This window comes from Inquilinus sp. YAF38 (assembly GCF_052113205.1).
In the GTDB taxonomy this organism is placed as follows: domain Bacteria; phylum Pseudomonadota; class Alphaproteobacteria; order DSM-16000; family Inquilinaceae; genus Inquilinus.
The window spans coordinates 1-22,085 of record NZ_JBFRCU010000045.1 but is presented as its reverse complement, the minus strand read 5'-3'; the positions used below and the strand labels follow the sequence as shown (position 1 = coordinate 22,085).

The following is a 22,085-nucleotide window of genomic DNA, read 5'->3' as shown; positions in this document are numbered from 1 at the left end:
ATGAGGCGTACCCGGGCTGGAGGGCGCGGCGGCGTCTTCACGCCCAGTGACTTCCTGGACGTGGCCGGACGCGCAGCGATCGACCAGGCCCTCTCCCGGCTGGTCAAGAGCGGCAAGCTCCGTCGCCTGGCGCGGGGCCTGTACGATTTCCCGAAAGTCCACCCGAAACTCGGCCCGCTTTCCCCCACTCCCGACGATGTCGCCCAGGCGCTGGCGCGGGAGACCGGGTCCCGAGTGCAGATTGCCGGCGCACGAGCAGCCAACGCGCTCGGCCTGTCGACGCAGGTTCCGGCCAAGAGCACCTATCTGACCGATGGTCCATCTCGCCGCGTCGTGCTGGGCAAGCGCGTCGTCGATTTGCGCCACGCCTCGCCCAAGCATCTGATCGCTCCGGGCAGCCCGGCCGGGACCGTCGTTCAGGCCCTTCGTCATGTGGGGGCTGTCCGCGCGCTCGACGTTGCGCGGATCGCCGCCCGCCGGCTGTCGGCGAACGACAAGAAGATGCTTGCCTCTACCGCCGTGCAAGCGCCCGCCTGGATGCGGCCGACGCTCGTTTCGATCGCCAACACAGCGTCGGGCGAGATCGATGGATAAGGTCGCCCTCCTCCCGACAGAGGATCGCGCAGCCATCTTCGGAGAGGCTGGGGCGATCCGGGGCGTGGCTAACCTGATCATCGAAAAGGACTTCTGGGTCTGCTGGACCTTGAAACGGCTTTTCGATCTTCAGAAGGAGGACGCTCCCACCCTGGTCTTCAAAGGCGGGACGTCCTTGTCCAAGGCGTTCGGCGCCATCCGGCGCTTCTCGGAAGACATCGACCTGTCGTTCGATCGTGCCCACCTCGGCTACACCGGCGAGCGAGATCCCGAGAGCAAAGGGATCAGCAGGAAGCGGGCGGGCAAGCTCATCGACGACTTGGTGGGCGACGTCGAAAGGCATATCGCGGAGAGGCTGCTTCCGGCGCTACGCGCCGCGATTGCGCTTCATCTCGGAGAACCGACCAACGGCGAATGGTCGCTGGAGATCGACGCCGACGACGCTCAGACGGTGAACTTCCACTACCCGACTGCGCTTCCCCGGTCGGGGTACGGCGGCATGGTCTACATCACGCCGCGGGTTAAGCTTGAATTCGGCGCGCGTGGCGATCCCTGGCCGGCCGAGGAGAAGGTCATTCGCCCCTATGCGGCAGAGACCTTTCCAAACTTCTTCGAGGATCCGGAATGCACCGTGACCGTGCTTTCTGCTCGCCGGACCTTCTGGGAGAAGGCGACGGCGCTGCATGCCGAGGCCCACCGGCCGGCGGAGTCGCCGACCCCGCAGTATTTCTCGCGACACTATTACGACCTCGCCATGCTTCTTGACACTGACGAGGGCAAAGCCGCCGCGACTGATTTCGAGCTTCTCGAGCTGGTCGCCAAACACAAGTCTGTCTTCTTCCGATCGGGCTGGGCGAGCTACGAGACCGCGCAACCGGGCACTTTACTGCTCATGCCGACCGAAGCGCGGATCAAGGATCTTCGCGCCGACTATCGCGACATGGCCCCGATGATGTTCGACGACACGCCGCTGCCGTTCGACGATGTCCTGGCCCGGGTCCGGAAGCTGCAAGACGACATAAACGCGTCGCCCTCCGGCAACGGTTAGCGAGGTCGCGCGGATGGCCTTCTTCTCGCAAGACCAGCCAGAGGCCATCGCCGACGCTCTCGGTGACACCACCCATGGCCTGACCGGGCCGGACATCCAACAGCTTCTTGCGTCCGGCAAGTGAGCGGAGCGGATTTGCCAATCTCGTGCCGGGAACCTTCGGGATGTTCCGCAACCCGACGGCCCATGAAGCGCGAATCCACCGGGCGAGGCCCAGCGAGGCCGGCCTCAGGCCCCCCGCTACGCCAGCTTGCGCTCGCGCCGGATGATGTCGTAGGCGGCGTTGATCCGGGCCATCTTGTCGGTGGCGATGGCGATGAAGTCGGCCGGCATGCCGCGGGCGATCAAGCGGTCCGGGTGGTGCTCGCGGATCAGCCGGCGATAGGCTGCCTTCAGGTTCTCGTCGTCGATCTGCCGCTCGACCCCCAGCACGCCGTAGGGGTCGACGTCACAGCCGGCGCATTCCTCGGCGCAGAGCCGGTGGAAATCGGCCTGGGCCAGGCCGAACAGCCCGGCGACGGCGCGCAGATAGTCGAGCTCCGACGGCTTCACGTCGCCATCGGCCTTGGCGATGGTGAACAGGCACTGCAGCAGCTCCTCCAGCACCTCCGGCCGGTCCTTGAACATGCCGGCGAGCTGCCTGGCATAGGGCTCGAACCCCGCGGAGTCGCGGCGCGCCAGGTTGAACAGGCGCTCGACATTCGGCTCTTCCTCCGGCGGCACGCGGAACACCCGGCGGAAGGCCGTCACCTCCTCCGCCGTCACCGCGCCGTCGGCCTTCGCCATCTTGGCGCCCAGCGCGATCACGCCGATGGTGAAGGCGATGTGCTGGGTGGCGTCGTCATCCGCCGGCGGCTGGCCGCGATACCAGTCGACCGCATGGCCGGCTACGGCGCCCAGCAGCGCCCCGATCGGGCCGCCCATGGCCAGGCCAGCGGCCGCGCCGACGATCTTACCCCAAATGCCGCTCATCCCTCGTTCCGTTCGCCGACACGCCGCCCTCGCCGGCCATGATAGCAGGTCGCGCGGCGGAACGGAGGGGCCGCGATGACGCGGGTCGGGACCCGGTCAGCTGGCCTCCTGCGGGTTGCGCAGGTAGTAGCGCCGGGTCGGGAACACCGCCTTGATCGTGGCGAAATCCGCCGATCCGGCCGATCCGCCGCCGGCCGGCAGCCGGGCCGCAGCCTCGTCGATCAGCTCGATCCGGGCGCGGGTGCCGGGATGGCTGGAGAACAGCGAGGTGGTCTTGTCCTCACCCGGCGGCACCAGCGAATCCAGGGTCTTGAAGATCGCCGAGGCCTGGCGCGGATCGTAGCCGGTGGCTCGGAACACGGTCAGCACATAGGCATCGGCCTCGCGCTCATGGCTGCGGGAGTAGCCGGAGGTGATCAGCTCGGACACCGCCGGGGTTAGGGCGTCGAGCCCTTGGCTGGTCAGATCGTTCAGGCCGGAGACTTGGGCGTTGATCTCGGTCTGGACCACCCCCTTGCCGAACTGGACCAGCCTGTCGGTGAAGCCCTTGTTCTCCAGCTCGGCGATCTGATGGCTCAGCTCGGCATGGCCCATCTCATGCGCGATCACCGCCGCCAGCTCGGATTCGCTGGCGGCGTAGCGCAGCAGTCCCTTGTTGATGCCCAGCTTGCCGCCCGGCAGCGCCCAGGCATTCGGGGTGTTGTCGTCCAGCACCGTGATCTCCCAGCGGAACTGCCGCTTGGACGCCCGGAACAGCGGCTCGGCGAAGCTGCGCACCGCCGACTGGACCCGGGCATTGGAATAGGCCCCGCCCGATTGCGCGATCAGCCGCGGATACAGTCCTTGGCCCAGGGCGGACTCGTCGACCGGGCCCGCCTTGTCCGAGGCGAACAGCCCGCCGAGCGTGTTCGCGGCCCCCATCGGGTCGTTGGCGTAGTTCTGCGCGGTCTGGCAGCCGCCGAGCGCGAGCGCCGCGAGGCTGGTGCCGGCCCCGGCGAGAAAGAAGCGGCGAGGCATGGTCGTGAATGGCGTGTTCAAAATATCCCCCTCATGTCTGCTCATTTCGTGGTCAGGCTATAGCTGCGGTCCCAGTCCGCCGGCGGCGGGGCCTGGACGTAGGCCGTGGCGCGGTCGCGGTAGAGCGCGGCGGCCGGATCGGTATCGGCCAGCGCCGCGAAATACTCCGCCGCCTCGGCGAAGCGGCGGCGGTAGTAGAGGGCCAGCGCGGCATGGAATTGCCGCACCGCCTGCATCTGCTCGACCGTGGCGTCGACCAGGGGCACGATCGGCTCATACACCCGGACCGGCCGCAGCTTGCCCTTGACCGCGAGATAGTCGAGCCGCCGCACCAGCCAGCGCCGCGGCAGGGCGCGATAGGTGGCCTCGCCGATCATCAGCTGGCTGCCGTAGAGCTTGTTGGCGCCCTCCAGCCGCGAGGCCAGGTTCACCGCGTCGCCGAGGACGGTGTAGTTCAGCCGGGTCGGCGATCCGACATTGCCGACCACGGCCGGGCCGGAGTTGATGCCGGCGCGCAGGCCGAGCGGCGGCAGGCCCTGGTCCTGCATCGCGGTGCGGTTGTAGCGGCCGAGCGCCGCGAAAGCGTCCATCCCGGCGGCGACGGCGTGCTCGGCGCCATGCGGGTCGGGCAGCGGCGCGCCCCACACCGCCATCACCGAATCGCCGATGAACTTGTCGACATAGCCGCCATGGCGCTCGACCGCGTCGGCGACGCGGGCCAGGAGGCCGTTGACCACCGCGACCAGCCGCCCCGGCTGGTCCTCCAGCCGTTCGCTCAGATCGGTGAAGCCGGCGATGTCGTAGAAGGCGATGGTGATCGGCCGGGTCTCGCCGACCAGGGTCAGACCATCGGGATCCTCGGCCAGCCGCTCGACCAGCGACGGGGCGAGGTAATGCCGGAAGGCGTGGGTGACGCGGCGCCGGGCGCGGTCCTCGACCACGAAGCGGTAGACATAGATCGCGGTGTAGGTCAGGGCGAAGGCCAGCAGCAGCGGCACCAGCGGCGGCACCATGCCGCCGCCGAGCGCCAGCAGCGAGGCGAGGACCACGACCGCCGCGGCACCGAGCAGCGCCAGCAGGCCCCACACCGGCGCCAGCAGGAACAAAAACATCCCCAGCCCGGTCGAGGCGACCCCGACCACCGAGGCGGCGGCCGGCGGCGGCAGCATCTGCGGCGCCCGGCCGAGGGCGAAGGTCAGCGCCGCGATGGCATGGACCAGCGTGCCCGGCATGTTGGACCGGCTGAGCGTGCTGGTCAACGGCGCCTGCGGCTGCGCACAGCGCGCCGCCGGGTCGTGGTCCGACGCCTCGGCGAGCAGCCGCCGCGCCGTGAGGTGGCGGTCCTCGACATCGAGCACCGGTCCGATGATGACGATGCGGTCGGCGAATTCGCGGCGGAAGAAGTCGATCTGGCCGGCAGCGGCGCAGGCCGCCAGATCGGCGAAATCATAGATCGGCACGTCGCGCGGACCGATGGTGAAGTCGATCACCGAAGCGCCCTGCGGCACGGCGTGGCCGGCGCGGGCGACGAGCTCCGCCGCCAGGGTCGGCACAGCGCCCCCACCGCCCTGGCGCGGCATGACGGCCGGATAGGTCCGGACCACGTTGTCCGGGTCGTATTGCAGGTTGACCGGGCTCAGGTTGCGGTCGCCGCCGACCGCCGTGACCTGTCCCGACTCCGGCCGCACCGGGACATCGCCGGACTGGGCGAAGCCGAGGATGATCCGGCCGGTCGGCCCGATCTTGGCCAGCGCCTGCTTCAGCGGCCGGTCGTATTTTTCGATCAGGTCCCGCCGGTCCAGCGTGGTCGGGAAGATCTCGTCCAGGCCGATCACCGCGGCCCCGCCATCGTCGAGAGCCTTGAGAGTGTCGCCGAGCTGCGGGGTCCAGGCGACCTTCGGCCGGTTCCACAGCGGCGGGGTGCGGTAGGTCTCCTCCCGGATCGCCACCACCGCCACCGGCAGGCGGTGCGGCAGCGGCCGGGACGTCCAGCCGAGGGGCCGGTCGAGCCACAGCAGCACGTCGATGCCGAGCCGCTGCAGGAAGCCGGCGCCGGGCAGCAGCAGGCTGCAGCCGAGGACCAGGCCGATCCCCAGCGCCACGGCCGGGCGGCGGAGCTTTCGCATGATCGGAGGGGGAATGGACCGTCCGGCTGCGCGTCAGCGCAGCACCACCGTGCCGCCGGCCTTGGCGCCGGGATCGATCGAGAACACGGCGGAGCGGCCGCCGGCGACGATCTTGTAGGGCACGCCGGTCTGCAGCTTCGGCGCGTTGCCGGGGTAGCGGAAGCCGCCGCCGCCCTGGCCTTCCCACACGGTCTGCGGCGTCGGCGCGTCCAGCATCACGATGCTGACCGAGCCTTCGGCGCCGGAGAATTGCGGCCGGGCGGAGGAGACGGTGGTCTCGGCCCAGAGCCGCGGGTCGAACGGGCTCTCGACCGCCCGGTTGACGCCGGCGCCGGCTTCGGCCGAGCGGGCGTTCACCGCGACCTGGGTGCGGCCGCAGTCCCCATTGCTGGTCTGGACCTGGCCGCCGGCGACCCGGCTGGAGGCGGTGCCGACGGTGACGACGCCGCCATGGATGGTCTCGACCGTGCAACCGCCGCCATAGGCCAGGACCAGCCGGCCGCTGCGGCCGAGATCGATGGCCTGGCCGGGATAGACGCTGTCCGTCACCTCGACCCCGGCCCCGGGCGCGCCGCTGATCGCGGTCACCTGCGCCGACGGCTCCTGCCCGGTCGGGGCGGAGGTGTCAGGCTCGGCAGGTGCGGAGAGGATGTTGTTCAGCAGGCCTTCGAACTGGGCCGATGCTGCCGAAGGAACCAGAAGGGCCGCCGAGAAGAACATGGCGGCGCAGGCTGAAACCAGCTTGTTCATATTCGTAATTCCCCGACCTTAAATCACGACGGAGTTCCTCCGCCGCCCCCAGCATGTCCAATGCTCTGCATTTGTGTCGCATTGACGGCAGTGTTGTTACGGGATTGCGGCCGCGAGCGTCGACGGCGCGGCCTTGCCGCGCGGCAGGCACAGGCTTAAGGTCGACAGCATGCTTGTTATGTCTGACCTTTGAACCGGATCATGGCCGTCCTCCAGTCGCCCCGCCCCGCCCCCGACGACCGCGCCTTCGCCGCCCTGCGCGCCCTGCTGGGCGACCGCTTCACCACCGCCGCCGCGGTGCGCGAGCAGCACGGGCGCGAGGAGTCCTGGCACCCGACCATGCCGCCCGACGCGGTCGCCTTCCCGCACTCGACCGAGGAGGTCTCGGCGGTGCTGCGGATCTGCGCCGAGCACGAGGTGCCGGTGGTGCCCTATGGCACCGGCACCTCGCTGGAAGGCGGCATCGCGGCGTTGCGCGGCGGCGTCACCGTCGACCTGTCGCAGATGAACCGGGTGACCCGGGTCTCGGCCGAGGACCTGGACTGCACGGTCGAGGCCGGGGTGACGCGCAAGCAGCTGAACGAGCATCTGCGCGACACCGGCCTGTTCTTCCCGATCGACCCCGGCGCCGATGCCAGCCTGGGCGGCATGGCGGCGACCCGCGCCTCCGGCACCAATGCGGTGCGCTACGGCACCATGCGCGACAACGTGCTGGGGCTGACCGTGGTGCTGGCCGACGGCCGCATCATCGGCACCGGCGGCCGGGCGCGCAAATCCGCGGCCGGCTACGACCTGACCCGGCTGTTCATCGGCTCGGAGGGCACGCTGGGCCTGATCACCGAAGTGACGCTGAAGCTGTACGGCATCCCGGAAGCGATCTCCTCGGCGGTCTGCGCCTTCCCGACCGTGGCCGACGCGGTCAACACCACGATCGCCACCATCCAGCTCGGCATCCCGGTGGCCCGGATCGAGCTGCTGGACGAGGTGCAGATCGGCGCCAGCAACGCCTATTCGAAGCTCGACCTCGAGGTGGCGCCGACGCTGTTCTTCGAGTTCCACGGCACCGAGGCCGGCGTGGCCGAGCAGGCGGAGACGGTGAAGGCGCTGGCGCAGGAGAATGGCGGCGGCGAATTCCTTTGGGCGACCAAGGCCGAGGACCGCAGCAAGCTGTGGGAGGCGCGGCACAAGGCGTATTACGCCGGCATCGCGCTGCGCCCCGGCTGCCGCGGCATGCCGACCGATGTCTGCGTCCCGATCAGCCGGCTGGCCGACTGCCTGGTCGAGACCAAGGCCGATATCGAGTCCAGCGGCCTGGTGGCGCCGATCGTCGGCCATGTCGGCGACGGCAACTTCCACACCTGCATGATCCTCGACCCGGAGAATCCGGACGAGATCGCCCGGGCCGAGGCCTTCCACGACCGGCTGGTGATGCGGGCCCTGGCGATGGACGGCACCTGCACCGGCGAGCACGGCATCGGCTACGGCAAGATCCGCTTCCTGCAGCAGGAACACGGCGACGGCGTGGCGGTGATGCAGGCCCTGAAGCGGGCGCTCGACCCCGCCGGCATCCTCAACCCGGGCAAGGTGCTGCCGGGGAATTGAGGCCACGGGAGGTAGGTTGGGTTCGCAAAAGCGAACCCAACCTACGAAGCTCATCCAAACAGCAGCCAGAGCAAGAGAATGACCGCCGCCACGGCGATGATCGCCACCACCGGGGCGTTGCGCTTGGGCTCGGCCTCGTGGCTGGGGGCGCCGCTGGTCGCGGCCGTCGGATAGGCCGGGGGATCGCTGGCCGGGAAGCTCTCCTCCACCGCCTCGTCGACCTTGTCGTCCGGCACCGGCCCGGCCGGGCGCGGCTCGGCAGCAGACATCCTGGCCTCCCTTGGTCGCCTGCAATCTCAACGAAACGCACGGTGCCGAGTTCCCCCGGCTCCGCCTTGCCCGTATCATGGCACACCATGCCCAGACTGCGCATCCGCATCGACTTCGACCCGGCCGGCCCGGACCGGCAGCTCGGCCCCGGCAAGATCGGGCTGCTCGAGCACATCGTCGAGACCGGCTCGATCTCCGCCGCCGGGCGGGCGATGGGCATGTCGTATCGCCGCGCCTGGCTGCTGATCGACAGCCTGAACGGCTGCTTCCGCGAGAAGGTGGTCGAGACCCGGCACGGCGGCCCGCAGGGCGGCGGCGCCGCGCTGACCCCGTTCGGGCAGTGGCTGGTCGAACAGTACCGCGCCATCGAGCAGGAGACCGCGGCCGGCGTCGCCCGGCGGCTGGCCGACCTGCAGATTGCGACGGCGGCGCCGGGTGACGCCGCCGTCAGGCCGGTAGAGATCGAGGACTAGCGACCGGCGTCTTCGGCCTGCGGCGACCGCTCGTCGTCGGGATGCCGGGAGGCGAAGGTCGCGCCCACGACCATCCCGACCGAGGGACCGATGATTGCCCAGAGGATGAGGGCGACGCTCATTCCTCCCACCGTCCGCATTGCAGGCAGGACCGCGCCGGACGATCCGAGGACCATGCCTTGCACGGGCCGGGCGGCGGGCTGCTGCCGTAGAGATCGAAGGACGGGACGGACGCGATTCCATCGGCCCGGCGGAGATAACGCGTCAGTGGGGGATCTGCGTCGTCGTCGTCATCCAGGCAGGCGACGACGACTGCCCCGGCGATGAAGGCCAGGATCGGGCCGAGGGCGGCCCAGACGATCAGGCTGTCCATCATGGCCGGCGCTCCGCCGGAGTGGCGGCTGGCGACCGGGGCCCGCGGCGGACGGCCGGGATGCGCGATCGCAGGTATATTCCCAGCCACGGCAGCATCAGCAGGATCGGCTGCAGCATCGATCGCTCCTCAGAACAGGCCTGACAGACGGAGAACGGACAGGCTCGACAGCCGGTCGATGGCGAGATCCATCAGCATCAGCCCGGCCCCGGCCATCGCGCCGACTGCCAGGACGGTCACGACGATCTGGCGGATCACGTCGCGGCCGCCCGGGATTTCACCCGGCTGCGGCTCCGGCGCGATCGGAAGCGGGGCGTTTCGAGTCATGGTCGGCTCCAGCGTCGGCATGACGACTCCTGGTTTGTGGGATTTTCTCCCACGATGAATCTGTGGGATTTTTGCCCACGTCAAATGAAATCGCCAATTTGTGGGTATTTTTCCCACGCGGCAGCATGGTAAGGTCCGGCCGAACCGACGGATTCGCCATGCCTCCCGCCCTTCCCCCTCCTCCCCAGGCCCTGCTGAAGCCGCTGGCGCGCCTGCTGCGGCCGCTGGTGCGGCTGCTGATCCGCAGCGGGGTGACCTTTCCGGTCCTGGCCGACCTGCTGCGCGGCCTGTATGTCGACGTCGCCGCGCGCGACCTGCTGGCGGATCCGAAGGCGCAGACCGACAGCCGCATCAGCCTGCTGACCGGCGTGCACCGGAAGGAGATCCGCCGGCTGCGGACGGAAGCCCCCGAAGCCGGCGGGATCCCGGCGGTGGTGACGCTGGGCAGCCAGATCATCGCCCGCTGGCTGGGCGCGCCGCCCTATGCCGATGCGGAGAGCCGCCCCCTGCCCTTGCCGCGCACGGCCCGCAGCGCCGGCGAGGCCTCGTTCGAAGGACTGGTCGAATCGGTCACCAAGGACGTCCGGGCCCGGTCGGTGCTGGACGACTGGATCGGCCAGGAGATCGTGTCGCTGGACCCGGACGGCCGCGTGCGCCTGAACACCGCCGCCTTCATCCCGCGGCCGGGCGGGGAGGAGCAGCTGTTCTACTTCGCCCGCAACCTGCACGACCACATCGCCGCCGCGGCCGCGAATGTGGCGACCGCCGGGCCGGCGCCATTCTTCGACCGCAGCATGCATTACGACCGGCTGCGCCCGGAGACGGTGGCGCAGCTGGAGGCCACGGCCCGCGACGCCGCGCAGCAGCTGCTGACCGACATCAACCGCATCGCCCTGGCGATGGCCGAGGCCGACGATAAAGTCGCAGCCGATGATAAGGCGGGGCCGCTGCGGCGGATCAACCTGGGTGTCTACGTGTATGCCGAGGATGATCCGATCGACGAGGAGACGGCGACGTGATGAGCCGTATGCGATTCCTGGCTCTCGCCCTGCTGGCCGCCTGCTCCTCCGCCGGCCCGGGTGACCGTCCGGCCGTGCCGGCGCCGGCAACGAAAGAAGCGGTCGCCGACCGCGGCGTCGGCGGCACCGGCATCACCGCCGGCACCGTCGAGGACCGCGGCATGGGCGGCACCGGCATCGTCGGCGTCATCACCGGCTTCGGCAGCATCTGGGTGAACGGCATCGAGGTCGAGTTCGACGCGGCGACACCGGTGCGGATCGACGGGCAAAGCGCCCCCGGCGGCACCGCCCTGAAGGTCGGTCAGGTGGCGGTGGTCACCGCTTCGGGCAGCGGCTCGCGCCTCAATGCCCGCAGCATCGCCATCCGGCACGAGGTCTCCGGCCCGGTCGAGGCGGTGGAGGCGAATGGCAGCGCACTGCGCGTCGCCGGGCAGCGGGTCACCTTTGCCGGCCAGGTCTGGGGCGACGCGCCCACGCCGAGGGTCGGCGACTGGGTGGCGGTGAGCGGCCTGGCCGGCCCGGATGGCGGCATCGTCGCCAGCCGCATCGACCGGCGCGAGCCCGGCCGCGTCATCGTGCACGGGACGCTGTCCGGCACCGCCGCGGCGCCACGCATCGGCACGCTGGCGCTGCGGCCGGGATCGCGGCTGGGCGCCGGCATCGGCCAGGAGGTGATGGTCTCCGGCCGCTATGCCGAAGGGGCGCTGGTGCCCGACTCGGTGTCGCGGGACGCGCTGGCGGCGGACCCGTCCGGCTGGTTCGGCCGGTCGGTCGGCCGGCTGGTGATCGAATCCTATGCCAGCGCGGCCCCGGGCGGCCTGCGCTGGGGCCGTGGCCTGAGCGCGCCGGTGGCGGGGAGCTTCGGCGCCCTCGGCGCCCAGCCGCAGCGCACCATCGTCGAGTTCCAGCGCCAGCCGGATGGCGGGCTGGAGGCGGTCGGCCTGCGCAGCACCACCGGCCGGACCGGGCTGGTGCCGGAGGTGCCGCGCGGGATCGGCCTCGACCGGCCGGGCGGCCCGGGGAGCGGGTCCGGGCCGGGAGGCGGCGGGTCCGGCAGCGGCTCCGCCGGGCCGCACGGCCTTCAGGACTCGCGCAGCCCGGCTGGTGTCAACTCGTCACCGGCGAATGGCGACGCGCCGCGTGGCGGTCCGGACTGGACCGGCCGGCGGCTGGATCCGATGGAGGGAAGCTTCGACGGCTGCCGCGGCGGCCCGGGCGCAGCCTGCGGCCCGGGGATGTTCGGGCACGAGCGCCGAGGCCGCCCGCGAGCCGGCTAGCGACGTCCGCCGCGCGCCGGAGCGCGACGCCGGCAACGGCGGCCTCGGTCGAGGGGTCGATGACGGCGATCCGGTGCGGATGGCCGGGCAAGGTCCACTCACCGCGGAGGCGATCCTGCAGCCATCAGATTGCCCCGACCTCGACCCTGGACCCGTCCCGCAGCCGCGAGAGGCGGAAGGGGCCGGGGTCGACGCAGGGCGTGTCGTTCGCGACGAGATCGGCTGCCAACTGTCCCGCTGCCGGCCCGATGCCGAAGCCGTGGCCGCTGAAACCCGCTGCCAGGAAAAAGCCCTTGATCGAGGCGACCGGTGAGATCACCGGAACCGCGTCGGGCGTGAAATCGACATAGCCGCCCCAGGCTTCGGCCACCTCGACATCCGCGAGGGCCGGATAGAGGCCCCGGGCGCGGGCCAGGGTCTTGGCGATGGTGCGGGAATTGGGCGCGGGATCGAGGACGCGGATGCGCTCAAAGGGCGAGACCTCGTCCTCGCGCCAGCGTCCGAACGCTTCCGGCCCGGCGAAGAATGACCGACCGATGCCGACTTCGACCGCCTTCAGGCGCTTGACGAACATGGGCAGAAAGGCGCGGGCATGGCGCAGCGCTTGCGGCGTGACCTCGAGCGTCGCCTTGCCGCTGATGGCGAGCGTGTAGCTGCCGTCCAGCCGGCGGGTCAGCGCGCAGTCCGGCGTGTAGAGCGCTTCCGTCACATGCGGTGCCGGTCTGGTGCGCAGGATGCTCTGGCGCACGCTCGCCTGCGGGAAGGAAATGCCGTGCCGCCGGCAAAACGCCGATGCCCAGGCGCCGCCGGCGCAGAGCACGGCGCCCGCCCGGATGGTCCCCTTCTCCGTGACCACGCCCGAGACGGCGCCGTTGGTGATCTCGAGACCGCGTGCGGCGCAGGCCTGGTGGATGGTCGCGCCCAGGCGGCGCGCGCCCTCGGCGAGCACGGGGGCGGCGAGGGCCGGATCCGCCTTGCCATCATCGACGGAATGCGCTGCGCCGAGCCAGTTGCGCCCCGTGCCGGCGGTCGCGGCGGTAGCCTCCGCCGCGCTCAGCATCCGCGTATCGACATCGAACCGGCGGCCGAGCTCGCGCCATTTCTCCCATTCCGCAAGCTGTGCGGGATTGTCGGTGACGTAGAGCAGGCCGCAGCGGCGGAAGCCGAGGTCGCGGCCGATCTCCGCGGCCAGCCCGTCCCAGAGCCTCAAGGCGAGGGAGGCCAGCGGCAATTCACGCTCGTCGCGATTCTGCCGACGGCACCATCCCCAGTTGCGGCCCGATTGCTCGCCGGCGATCCAGCCCTTCTCGACCAGGGCGACCTTCTGCCTCCGCCTGGCCAGGAAATAGGCGGCGGCGGCACCGACGATTCCGCCTCCGATCACGACGACGTCGACACTCTCGGGAATTGTTTCATCACTGGCGATCCGGTGAACGGCAGGGCTCATGATCCGACTTGTCCTGGGAGATTTGGATATCGCTGCATCCTTGCGGTCTTCAGGCCGATGCTGCCCGCTTCGCCAGCAGATGGCGGCCGATGGTGAGATCCTGCAAAGACAGGCCGGAGCTGTCGAAGATCGTGATCGCCTCGTCCGGGCCCCGGCCGGGATGCCGGCCCGACAGCACCTCGCCCAGCGGCGTCAGGACGGCGTCGGGGTCCGCGTGCTGGAACTCGCCGATGCTGCGGGACTGTTCGGGAAGATCGCAGAACAGCGCCGCGCGGCGGAACAGGGCCGGCGGCAGCTCCTGCTTGCCGCGCGCATCGGCCCCCATGCTGGCGACATGCGTTCCCGGCCGAACCCAATCGGCTTCGAACAACGGCGCCCGCGCCGGCGTCGCGGTCACGATGATGTCGGCCGCGGCGCAGGCCTCCTCGGCCCCCGCCGCCTCGGCGTCCAATCCTTGTGCCCGCAATTCGGCCGCCAGGACCGCGGCGCGTTCTGCGTTGCGGGCGACGATCAGCACGCGGCGAAGCGGGCGCACCCGGGCCAGCGCGATGCACTCGTACCGGGCCTGATGGCCGGCCCCGAAGATCGCGAGAGTGGCGGCATCCGGGCGGGCCAGCGCGTCGGCCGCGACGGCATCGGCGGCGGCGGTGCGGTAGGCGTTGACGATGCCGGCCTCGATCGCCGTGCCGATCCGCCCGGTCTCCTGGTCGAACAGCAGGATCAGCGAATTGTGCCGCTCCAGGCCGCGATCGCGGTTGCCGGGCCAGTAGGAGCCGACCTTGAGCCCGGCCAGCTCGGCCGTGGCGGCGGCCTTGACCGTGAAGCGGTTGGCGGTCGAGGAGCCGTGGCCGAGCACGACCGGGAAGGATTCGGTGGCCGGTTCGCAGGCGGCGATCAGCGCTTCACGCGCGGCGACGAACGCCAGCTCATGCGTCACCAGTGCCGCGGATTCGGTTTCGGAGATGAACAGCATCGTTCTCACCAGCCGTTGAAGCGGGGCCAATGCGCCGGCGGCGCGGCAGGGTCGGCCGGCAGCACCTCGTAGCCGGCGAACTGCGCGGCCGTGGCGCAGGCGTGATTGGGCAGGATGCGGAGCCGGGTGCCCAGCGGCAGGTCCGGCAGCGCGGCCCCGCTGCCGGGTCGCAGCGCGACGATGCCGTGCTCCTGGTTCGCTGATACGACGACGAGGTCGTCCAGGACGCGGCCTTCGATGTCGCAGACCAGGCCATAGCCCTGGTCCACCGCCTGGCCCGCCGTGCCGCGGTCGCGCGACAGCGCCATCCAGCCGGCATCCACCATGATCCAGCCGCGCTCCTTCCGGTGTCCGATCACCGTGGCCAGCACCGAGAGCGCGAGATCGTCGAGCGTGCACACGCCGATGCCGGCCATCACCAGATCGAAGAAGACAAAGACGCCGGCGCGCACCTCGGTGACGCCGGACAGATCGCGGGCAAAATGGGCGGTGGGGGTCGAGCCGACGCTGACCACCTGGCAGGGCAGGCCGGAGGCCCGCAGCGCCTCCGCCGCGGCAACGGCCGCGAACCGCTCGCGTTCGGCGAAGGCGGCCAGGGCCTCGGCCCCCGTCGCGCCATAGCTTTCGCCGGCATGGGTGACGACACCGCGTAGGGCGGCGCCCTGACCCTGGAGGATCCGGCCGATCGCGATCACGGCGGGATCATCGGGCCGCAGGCCGGAGCGGTGGCCGTCCGAATCGATCTCGATCAGCACCGGGATGGCGTCTCCGGCCTGGCGCGAGGCCTCCGCCACGGCCCTGGCCTGTTCCTGCGAGTCGAGCACGACCGACAGGTCGCAACCCGCGGCCCGCAGGGCGAGCACGCGGGACAGCTTCTGCGGCGCGATGCCGACGGCATAGAGGATGTCCCGGACGCCCGCGGAGGCGAAGACCTCCGCCTCCTTCAGGGTCGAGACCGTCGCCGGGCCATGCTCGCCGGACAGCACGCGCCGGGCAGCCTCCACCGACTTCACCGTCTTCAGATGTGGCCGCAGAGAGACGCCGAGCCCGTCGAGGTGGCGGCGCAGCCGGGAGACGTTCCGCAGCATGCGCCCTTCTTCGAGGATCAGGCTGGGGGTGGGCAGGGAACCGAGGCTTCGAGCGGCGGTCATCGCAGGCCTGTCAGTGATCTCGATCCGGATTCTAGCCAGTCCGGCAGTCAGGATCTATTTAAGAGGCGTGCAAGCTACATTAAGGTGAAGCTTAATGATCACGTCCCACGACCTTGCGTTTTTCGGCGTCGTCAGCGCAGCCACGTCACTGGCGGCAGCGGCGCGGACGCTGGACGTGACGCCGCCGGCAGTGAGCCAGCGGTTGCGCCAGCTGGAGCAGCGGCTGGGCGTGCGGCTGCTGGAGCGCACCAGCCGCCGGCTGCATCTGACCGCGGAAGGCCAACTGCTGGCCCGGCGCGGCGCCGAGATCCTGGCCGAGATGGAGACGATCACCGAGGAACTGGCCGAGCGCCGCGGGATGGTGACCGGGCATCTGAGAGTGGCCGCGCCGTTCGGCTTCGGTCGGCGGCATGTCGCGCCCGCGATGGCGACGCTGCGCGAGCGGTACCCGGAGCTGAAGCTGACCTTGTCCCTGTTCGAGGACCCGGTGAGCCTGCGGAGCGATGCCTGGGACCTGCTGGTCCATGTCGGTCCGCTGACCGACTCCGGCCTGACACTTCATCGGCTGGCCCCCAACCGCCGCATCCTCTGCGCGGCACCGACCTATCTGGAGCGGCACGGCGCGCCGGAACGGCCGGAGCATCTGCGCCGCCATGCCTGCGCCGTCGTGCGGGAGGACCAGGCCGATGTCAGCTTGTGGCGCTTCAGCCACCAGGAGCAGCCGCCGCTCACCCTGCGCATCCAGCCGGCCATGAGCAGCAATGACGGGACGGTCGTCAAGCAATGGGGGCTGGCCGGGCTCGGCATCATCATCCGCTCGGAATGGGATGTCGCCGAGGATCTGCGCCACGGCCGCCTCGTGCCGCTGCTGCCGGGTTGGTGGCTGCCGGATGCCGATGTCGTGGCGCTGTTGGGAGCCCGTGGCGGGCGGGTGGCACGCACCACCCGCTTCCTGGACATCCTGAAGCAGATGCTTCAGCCCGTGCCATGGCGAAGCGATGAGGCGCCGGCGGATCCCCGGCTGCCGGACATCCGGTCCTGATCCCGCGTCCCCTCCCGACGGCTCAGCCTCGCGCCGCCTCGCGCCCGATCAGCTTGAGGCGCAGTCCTTTCGACAGGGTGTCGATCAGGGCGACCACGACCAGCACCAGGATCAGGATGAAGGCGACCTGGTCCCAGGCCAGGATCTTGATGCGCTCGGAGATCTGCAGCCCGATGCCGCCGGCGCCGACGATGCCGAGGATGGTGGCCGAGCGGGTGTTGGATTCGAAGAAGTACAGCGCCTGCGACAGGAACAGCGGGATCGCCTGCGGCAGCACGCCGAAGCGCAGCACTGCCAGGGTCGAGGCGCCGGTCGAACGCACGCCCTCGATCTGCTTCTTCTCCGCCGTCTCGATCGCCTCGGCATAGAGCTTCGACAGCGAGCCGATGTCGGAGACGCAGATGGCGAGGATGCCGGCCAGCGGCCCGAGCCCGACCGCGCGCACGAAGACCAGCGCCCAGATCAACTGGTCGACGCCGCGCAGCCCGTCGAACAGCCGGCGGAAGCCGAAGCGCAGGAAACCGAGCGGCATGATGTTGCGGGCGCCGAGGAAACCGAGCGGGATCGCGATCACCGAGGCCAGCAGCGTGCCGATGAAGGCCATGGCGACGGTCTGGCCCAGCGCGGTGAAGATCTCGCCGTATTGCCAGTCGGCCATGCCGTGCCAGGCGACCATCTGCCCGGCGATGACGAATAGGCCATTCGGGCTGACCAGCCCCTCATAGAGCCGGGCCGGCGAGAAATCGAAGGTCCAGAGCAGGTAGCCGAGATAGGCGGCGGCCAGGGCCAGCAGCCCGTTGCTCAGCAGCCGCTCGCCCCAGGACCGGCCGAAGGCACGCGGCAGGGCGGCGCGGGCGCGGTCGACATCGATCGGCCGGATCTGGGCGAAACGCGTGCCCATCAATGCGCCTCCCGCGGCAGGAAGGCCGAGCGCAGCCGCTCCGAGCCGAGATCGATCAGCGTCACCGCCGCGACGATCATCAGCACCAGCGCGCTCAGCTCCTCGTAATAGTTGAAGCTGACGATGTAGTAGAGCTCCTGGCCGATGCCGCCGGCGCCGACGAAGCCCAGCACCGAGGCCGAGCGGATGTTGATCTCGAGCCGCAGCAGCCCGTAGGACAGGAAGTTCGGCAGCACCTGCGGCAGCACGCCGAAGCGCATGATCTGGACCCAGGTGCCGCCGGCGGCGCGGATGCCCTCGAGCGGCTTGTCGTCGACCGCCTCGTTGACCTCCGAGAACAGCTTGCCGAGCGCGCCGGTGGTGTGCACCGCCATCGCCAGGATGCCGGCCAGCGGCCCGACGCCATAGGCCCAGACGAAGCACAGCGCGTAGACGATGTCCGGCACGCTGCGGCAGATCTCGAGAAAGCGGCGGCTGAGATGATAGATCCAGTGGCTGCGCACCAGGTTGCGCGAGGCCGGGAAGCTGAGCAGCAGCGCCGCGGCGGCGCCCAGCACGGTGCCCAGGATCGCCATCTGCGCCGTCTGCCACAGCAGCACCAGGTAGCTGCCGGCGCGGTAGTACCAATAGGCGACCGAGCCCTGGGTCTTGCTGTCGGACAGCAGCTCGCCCCAATGCAGCGTCGGCAGGGTGCGCTGGAAATACTCGCCGATCCGCGGCAGGCCGGCGGCCAGCTTGGACGGGAAGAACTCGCCGATATAACCGCCGGCGAAGACGGCGGCGACGAACAGCACCAGGCCGATCAGCGTCGCCTGGCGCCGCTGGTGGACGAGCGCCCGCCGCCCGGCCTCGAAGGCCGCGACCGGGTCGGCGGGACGATGTTCGGACAAGGAGGTCATCAAGGGATCAATCGCAGCCATGTGTACAGCGCGCTTTACCCAGACTGTCATGCCCGGACTTGATCCGGGCATCCAGAGACTGTCGACATTCTCTGGATTGCCGGGTCAAGCCCGGCAATGACAGTAAGGGGGGCTGGCAACCAGGTTGGGTTCGCCAAGAGGCGAACCCAACCTACGCGGCCGATCAGCTCCGCCGCTGCGTGGCTTCGGTCTCGCGCATCTTGATGATGCCGTCGAAGAAGTCGTGGGTGACCGGGGCGAAGCCGGAGCCGGCGCCCTTCTCGACGGCCTCGTAGATGTCCGGATGCTCGGTCGGCAGCTTCGACAGGAAGTCGAGCATGTCCTTGCGGAAGGCTTCCGGCAGCGCCGTGCGCGTCGCCCAGGGGCCGTTCGGGATCATGGTCGACTGCCAGACGATGCGCAGGTCCTTCATGTCGAGCATCTTCTTGTCGACCATGCTGCGCAGGGCGCCGCGGCTGTAGCCCTGGGCCGGGTCGCCCTGGCCGGAGATCCAGGTCACGCCGGCGTCGTACTGGCCCTTCATCACCGCGACCACGCCCTGCTCATGCCCGCCCGAGAAGGCGGTCGAACCGAAGAAGCTGGCCGGGTCGTAGCCCTGGTCCTTGAGCTGGAAGTTCGGGATCAGATAGCCCGAGGTCGAGTTCGGGTCGGCGAAGGCCAGGGACTTGCCCTTGAGGTCCTCGAGCTTCTGGTACGGGCTGTCGGACTTGACGAACAGCACCGAGTAGTAGCCGGTCGACCCGTCCTCTTCCTTCGGCACCACCAGCGGCTCGACGCATTTGCAGTCCAGCCACAGGCCGGCATAGCCGGAGGCGCCGAATTCGGCGAGATCGAGCTGGCCCGCGGCCATGCCCTGCATCACGCCGGCATAGTCGGTGGCCGGATACAGCTCGACCTTCACGTTGTAGGTGGTCTCGAGCAGCTTCTGGAAGCCGTCGTAGCGGGCCAGCCGGTCGGCGTCGTTCTCGCCGCCGAGGATGCCGATGCGGATGACCGGGACGTCCTTCTTCCAGCTCGGATCCGCCGCGACGGCGGTGCCGGCCAGGCCGGCAAGGGCAACGGCAGCCGTGGCCGCCGCGAGGATGGTGCGCCGCATGAACATGGGTCTACCCCTTTTGCTGTCACTTGTTCGGTCGTCCGGCGCCATGCCGGACGACCGTCGGTTGGAGCTCAGGCCGGGACCAGCTCGCGGTCGCCGGTCCGGGGCTCGATCGCGGTCGAGGTGATGCGCTCGTCGAGCGCCTCGCGCATGCCGTCGACGCCGTAGATCCGCTCGACCACGTCCATGGTCAGCGCCTCGGGCGCGCCGTCGAAGACGATCCGGCCCTTGGCCATGCCGACCACCCGGTCGCAGTAGTGCCGGGCGGTGTCGAGCGTGTGCAGGTTGACCAGGACGGTGATGCCGTCCTCGCGGTTGATGCTGCGCAGCGCGTCCATCACGATCTTGGCGTTGCGCGGGTCCAGCGAGGCGATCGGCTCGTCCGCCAGCAGCACCTCGGGCTCCTGCAGCAGGGCGCGGGCGATGGCGACGCGCTGCTGCTGGCCGCCCGACAGGGTGTCGGCGCGCTGCAGGGCGGCATGAGCCATGTCGAGCCGGTCCAGCGCCTGGATGGCGAAGGCGCGCTCGCGCTCACCGAACTGCTTGAACAGCGACGGCAGCGTCCAGTGCTGGGAGATGCGGCCGAGCAGCACATTGGTCAGCACGTCGAGCCGGGTGACCAGGTTGAACTGCTGGAAGATCATGGCGCAGCGGGCGCGCCAGTCGCGCAGGGCCTTGCCCTTGAGGCGGGTGACGTCGACGCCGTCGAACAGGATGCGGCCGCCGGTCGGGTCGGCCAGCCGGTTGACCAGGCGCAGCATGGTCGATTTGCCGGCGCCGGAGCGGCCGATCACGCCGACCATCTGGCCGGGGGCGATCGACAGGCTGACGTCATCGACCGCGTTGACGGCGCGGAAGCTCTTGGTCAGTCCTTCGATCACGAGTTCGGCCATGGGGCACGCTCCGGTGGGGCGGCGCGCGGCGGGAGGCCGCGGCCCTTCGGCGTGAACGGCCTAACAGAGCCCGGTTACAGTCGCGTGATCCCGGGATGTCGTTTCGATGAACCCCCGAGGCTGGGGCACCGCATCGCCCGGGTTGACGTTCTCGTTCAAAGCGGCTTCTTTGCGCGCCAAGGCAGCAAATCATCATACGATTTGAGGGAGTTGAACGCGTGCCCGAGTCCCGTCCGCAGACGATCGCCAAGATCACCTGGCGGCTGATGCCGTTCCTCGGCCTGCTGTACCTGATCGCCTATATCGACCGCCAGAATGTCAGCTACGCCAAGCTGCAGATGGTCGGCGACCTCGGCCTCAGCGAGGCCGCCTACGGCCTTGGCGCCTCGCTGTTCTTCATCGGCTACTTCCTGTTCGAGGTGCCGTCGAACGTGATCCTGGCCCGGGTCGGCGCCCGGCGCTGGCTGGCCCGGATCATCTTTTCCTGGGGCCTGGTCACCCTGGCGCTGGCCTTCACCCAGAACGCGACGATGTTCTACATCCTGCGCTTCCTGCTGGGCGCGGCCGAGGCAGGCTTCTTCCCCGGCGTGCTGTTCGCGCTGACGCTGTGGTTCCCGCAGATGTATCGCGGCCGCATGGTCGGGCTGTTCATGGCCTGGAGCGCGCTGGCCAACGCCGTCGGCTCCACCGTCGGCGGGGCGCTGCTGGATCTCGACGGCATGATGGGCCTGAAGGGCTGGGAATGGGTGTTCATCGCCACCGGCATCCCGGCCGTGATCATGGGCGTCGTCACCTATTTCTTCCTGCCCGACCGACCGGAGACGGCGACCTTCCTCGACGCCGGCGAGAAGAAGTGGCTGCACGACGTGCTGGAGCGCGAGAACGCCGCCCAGGGCCAGCAGCCGCACGGCAGCCCGTTCGCGGCGCTGCTCGACCGCCGGGTGCAGCTGCTGGCGCTGTTCTACGTCGCCTTCCCGCTCGGCGCCTACGGGCTGAGCTACTGGCTGCCGACGGTGGTGAAGGGCTTCGGCGTCTCGAACACGACCAACGGCCTGCTCAACGTCATCCCCTGGGCCTGCGTCGCCCTGGCGCTGTGGTGGGTGCCGCGCAACGCCGCCCGCACCGGCGACCAGACCTGGCACATCGTCATTCCGGCGCTGATCGCGGCCGCGTGCCTGGCGCTGAGCGTGGTGGTGCCGGGCAACGGCCTGAAGTTCGCTCTGCTCTGCGTTGCCGCGGCCGGCATCTTCGCGCCGCAGCCGGTGTTCTGGTCGCTGCCGCCGAGCTTCCTGAGCGGGGCCACGGCGGCGGCCGGCATCGCCGCGATCAACTCGGTCGGCAATCTCGGCGGCTTCATCGCCCAGAACGCGGTGCCCTGGATCGGCGACGTCACCGGCAGCCAGCTGGCGCCGATGTGGTTCCTGGCCGCCTGCATGGTGCTGGGCGCGCTGATGACCTTCGTGGTCCAGGCCGCGCTGCGCCGCCACAAGCCGACCGGCCGGATGCGGCCGGCGGAGTAATCGGCAGCCGCTCCGTCGTAGAGAGCCCCCTCCCCCTGCGGGAGCTAGGGCATTTACAGATTGGCGGCCAAGCCAGCAGCGAAGGCGCGGAAGAAGGCCAAGCCGTTGTGGAAGGTGATGGGTCCGGGCGGTTTGGCTTCGTATTCGTGCCAGCCGCCGAGCTTTGCGATGACCCATGCGGCCCAGGAGAGGGAGGCCTCGGGATGGGGGTTCTTCTGGCGGGCGATCTTGCCTTGCAGGCGTTGGTTGAGCACGGCCAGGGCGGTGATCTCGTGAGGTGTGAAGGCGAGG

24 protein-coding genes and 1 pseudogene are annotated in these 22,085 nt (G+C 70.0%); 9 read left to right on the top strand and 16 right to left on the bottom strand.

Annotated elements, in window-relative coordinates:
- The 3 genes from AB4Z01_RS20200 to AB4Z01_RS20190 all read left to right on the top strand — a co-directional run bounded on the left by AB4Z01_RS20200 (position 1) and on the right by AB4Z01_RS20190 (position 1,911).
- Positions 1-594 carry a DUF6088 family protein gene (locus tag AB4Z01_RS20200; RefSeq protein WP_441696665.1) on the top strand — a complete coding sequence of 198 codons (594 nt, stop codon included), beginning with the start codon at positions 1-3 and terminating at the stop codon, positions 592-594.
- Positions 587-1,642 carry a nucleotidyl transferase AbiEii/AbiGii toxin family protein gene (locus tag AB4Z01_RS20195; protein ID WP_441696663.1) on the top strand — a complete coding sequence of 352 codons (1,056 nt, stop codon included), beginning with the start codon at positions 587-589 and terminating at the stop codon, positions 1,640-1,642. Before AB4Z01_RS20200 ends, AB4Z01_RS20195 begins: the two co-directional genes overlap by 8 nt.
- A gap of 164 nt (positions 1,643-1,806) precedes the next feature.
- On the top strand, positions 1,807-1,911 hold the full coding sequence (locus AB4Z01_RS20190) for a hypothetical protein (protein WP_441696660.1): 105 nt from the start codon (positions 1,807-1,809) through the stop codon (positions 1,909-1,911).
- Here AB4Z01_RS20190 and AB4Z01_RS20185 read toward each other — a convergent pair.
- The 4 genes from AB4Z01_RS20185 to AB4Z01_RS20170 form a co-directional block, all read right to left on the bottom strand.
- The gene (locus tag AB4Z01_RS20185) at positions 1,883-2,614 is read right to left on the bottom strand and encodes a TerB family tellurite resistance protein (protein WP_441696657.1); all 732 of its coding nucleotides are present in this window, start codon (positions 2,612-2,614) and stop codon (positions 1,883-1,885) included. The genes AB4Z01_RS20190 and AB4Z01_RS20185 overlap by 29 nt on opposite strands.
- 96 nt (positions 2,615-2,710) lie before the next feature.
- Positions 2,711-3,652, bottom strand: coding sequence for a M48 family metallopeptidase (locus tag AB4Z01_RS20180; protein WP_441696655.1), 942 nt, complete (start codon positions 3,650-3,652; stop codon positions 2,711-2,713).
- Between the two features lie 20 nt (positions 3,653-3,672).
- Positions 3,673-5,757 (bottom strand): adenylate/guanylate cyclase domain-containing protein, encoded by a 2,085-nt coding sequence (locus tag AB4Z01_RS20175; RefSeq protein ID WP_441696653.1) that lies wholly within the window; start codon positions 5,755-5,757, stop codon positions 3,673-3,675.
- 33 nt (positions 5,758-5,790) lie between these two features.
- Positions 5,791-6,507 carry a hypothetical protein gene (locus tag AB4Z01_RS20170; protein WP_441696650.1) on the bottom strand — a complete coding sequence of 239 codons (717 nt, stop codon included), beginning with the start codon at positions 6,505-6,507 and terminating at the stop codon, positions 5,791-5,793.
- A 201-nt stretch (positions 6,508-6,708) separates the two neighbouring features.
- On the opposite strand from AB4Z01_RS20170, the gene AB4Z01_RS20165 reads away from it, so the two are divergent.
- Positions 6,709-8,109 (top strand): FAD-binding oxidoreductase, encoded by a 1,401-nt coding sequence (locus AB4Z01_RS20165; RefSeq protein WP_441696647.1) that lies wholly within the window; start codon positions 6,709-6,711, stop codon positions 8,107-8,109.
- A gap of 50 nt (positions 8,110-8,159) precedes the next feature.
- On the opposite strand, the gene AB4Z01_RS20160 is transcribed toward AB4Z01_RS20165, so the two are convergent.
- On the bottom strand, positions 8,160-8,378 hold the full coding sequence (locus AB4Z01_RS20160) for a hypothetical protein (protein ID WP_441696644.1): 219 nt from the start codon (positions 8,376-8,378) through the stop codon (positions 8,160-8,162).
- 87 nt (positions 8,379-8,465) lie between these two features.
- Here AB4Z01_RS20160 and AB4Z01_RS20155 point away from each other — a divergent pair, with 87 nt between their 5' ends.
- The gene (locus AB4Z01_RS20155; RefSeq protein ID WP_441696641.1) at positions 8,466-8,852 is read left to right on the top strand and encodes a winged helix-turn-helix domain-containing protein; all 387 of its coding nucleotides are present in this window, start codon (positions 8,466-8,468) and stop codon (positions 8,850-8,852) included.
- Here the strand turns inward: AB4Z01_RS20155 and AB4Z01_RS20150 are convergent.
- From AB4Z01_RS20150 to AB4Z01_RS20140, 3 genes are all read right to left on the bottom strand, one after another.
- Positions 8,849-8,974 carry a hypothetical protein gene (locus AB4Z01_RS20150; protein WP_441696638.1) on the bottom strand — a complete coding sequence of 42 codons (126 nt, stop codon included), beginning with the start codon at positions 8,972-8,974 and terminating at the stop codon, positions 8,849-8,851. The genes AB4Z01_RS20155 and AB4Z01_RS20150 overlap by 4 nt on opposite strands.
- A complete protein-coding gene (locus AB4Z01_RS20145; protein ID WP_441696635.1) occupies positions 8,971-9,228 on the bottom strand; it encodes a hypothetical protein in 258 nt (85 codons plus the stop codon). The genes AB4Z01_RS20150 and AB4Z01_RS20145 overlap by 4 nt, the downstream gene beginning before the upstream one ends.
- 126 nt (positions 9,229-9,354) lie before the next feature.
- Positions 9,355-9,573 (bottom strand): hypothetical protein, encoded by a 219-nt coding sequence (locus tag AB4Z01_RS20140; RefSeq protein ID WP_441696633.1) that lies wholly within the window; start codon positions 9,571-9,573, stop codon positions 9,355-9,357.
- Between the two features lie 137 nt (positions 9,574-9,710).
- On the opposite strand from AB4Z01_RS20140, the gene AB4Z01_RS20135 reads away from it, so the two are divergent.
- Positions 9,711-10,571: a DUF6502 family protein gene (locus AB4Z01_RS20135; RefSeq protein ID WP_441696631.1), complete on the top strand. Its 861-nt coding sequence runs from the start codon at positions 9,711-9,713 to the stop codon at positions 10,569-10,571.
- Complete coding sequence (locus AB4Z01_RS20130) at positions 10,571-11,848, top strand: DUF5666 domain-containing protein (protein ID WP_441696629.1); 1,278 nt, start codon at positions 10,571-10,573, stop codon at positions 11,846-11,848. Before AB4Z01_RS20135 ends, AB4Z01_RS20130 begins: the two co-directional genes overlap by 1 nt.
- Positions 11,849-11,972: 124 nt before the next feature.
- Here the strand turns inward: AB4Z01_RS20130 and AB4Z01_RS20125 are convergent, their stop codons facing one another.
- From AB4Z01_RS20125 to AB4Z01_RS20115, 3 genes are read right to left on the bottom strand one after another with little or no spacing between them, the layout of a single operon-like run.
- The gene (locus AB4Z01_RS20125; RefSeq protein WP_441696626.1) at positions 11,973-13,295 is read right to left on the bottom strand and encodes an NAD(P)/FAD-dependent oxidoreductase; all 1,323 of its coding nucleotides are present in this window, start codon (positions 13,293-13,295) and stop codon (positions 11,973-11,975) included.
- Between the two features lie 49 nt (positions 13,296-13,344).
- Positions 13,345-14,268: an ornithine cyclodeaminase family protein gene (locus tag AB4Z01_RS20120; protein ID WP_441696623.1), complete on the bottom strand. Its 924-nt coding sequence runs from the start codon at positions 14,266-14,268 to the stop codon at positions 13,345-13,347.
- Positions 14,269-14,273: 5 nt separating this feature from the next.
- Positions 14,274-15,356 carry an alanine racemase gene (locus AB4Z01_RS20115; RefSeq protein ID WP_441696620.1) on the bottom strand — a complete coding sequence of 361 codons (1,083 nt, stop codon included), beginning with the start codon at positions 15,354-15,356 and terminating at the stop codon, positions 14,274-14,276.
- 157 nt (positions 15,357-15,513) lie between these two features.
- Here AB4Z01_RS20115 and AB4Z01_RS20110 point away from each other — a divergent pair, with 157 nt between their 5' ends.
- Positions 15,514-16,461: a LysR family transcriptional regulator gene (locus AB4Z01_RS20110; RefSeq protein WP_441696618.1), complete on the top strand. Its 948-nt coding sequence runs from the start codon at positions 15,514-15,516 to the stop codon at positions 16,459-16,461.
- A 22-nt stretch (positions 16,462-16,483) separates the two neighbouring features.
- Here the strand turns inward: AB4Z01_RS20110 and phnE (AB4Z01_RS20105) are convergent, their stop codons facing one another.
- The 4 genes from phnE (AB4Z01_RS20105) to phnC form a co-directional block, all read right to left on the bottom strand.
- The gene (gene phnE / locus AB4Z01_RS20105; RefSeq protein ID WP_441696616.1) at positions 16,484-17,362 is read right to left on the bottom strand and encodes a phosphonate ABC transporter, permease protein PhnE; all 879 of its coding nucleotides are present in this window, start codon (positions 17,360-17,362) and stop codon (positions 16,484-16,486) included.
- Positions 17,362-18,252: a phosphonate ABC transporter, permease protein PhnE gene (gene phnE / locus AB4Z01_RS20100; RefSeq protein ID WP_441696613.1), complete on the bottom strand. Its 891-nt coding sequence runs from the start codon at positions 18,250-18,252 to the stop codon at positions 17,362-17,364. Before phnE (AB4Z01_RS20100) ends, phnE (AB4Z01_RS20105) begins: the two co-directional genes overlap by 1 nt.
- Positions 18,253-18,445: 193 nt before the next feature.
- On the bottom strand, positions 18,446-19,384 hold the full coding sequence (phnD, locus tag AB4Z01_RS20095; protein ID WP_441696611.1) for a phosphonate ABC transporter substrate-binding protein: 939 nt from the start codon (positions 19,382-19,384) through the stop codon (positions 18,446-18,448).
- A gap of 68 nt (positions 19,385-19,452) precedes the next feature.
- Positions 19,453-20,274 carry a phosphonate ABC transporter ATP-binding protein gene (phnC, locus tag AB4Z01_RS20090; protein WP_441696608.1) on the bottom strand — a complete coding sequence of 274 codons (822 nt, stop codon included), beginning with the start codon at positions 20,272-20,274 and terminating at the stop codon, positions 19,453-19,455.
- Between the two features lie 218 nt (positions 20,275-20,492).
- Between phnC and AB4Z01_RS20085 the strand changes: the two genes are divergently transcribed.
- Positions 20,493-21,794, top strand: a complete 1,302-nt coding sequence (locus tag AB4Z01_RS20085) for an MFS transporter (protein ID WP_441696605.1) — start codon at positions 20,493-20,495, stop codon at positions 21,792-21,794.
- Between the two features lie 53 nt (positions 21,795-21,847).
- Here the strand turns inward: AB4Z01_RS20085 and AB4Z01_RS20080 are convergent.
- Positions 21,848-22,085: pseudogene (locus tag AB4Z01_RS20080) on the bottom strand (IS4-like element ISSysp3 family transposase); the annotation flags it as partial.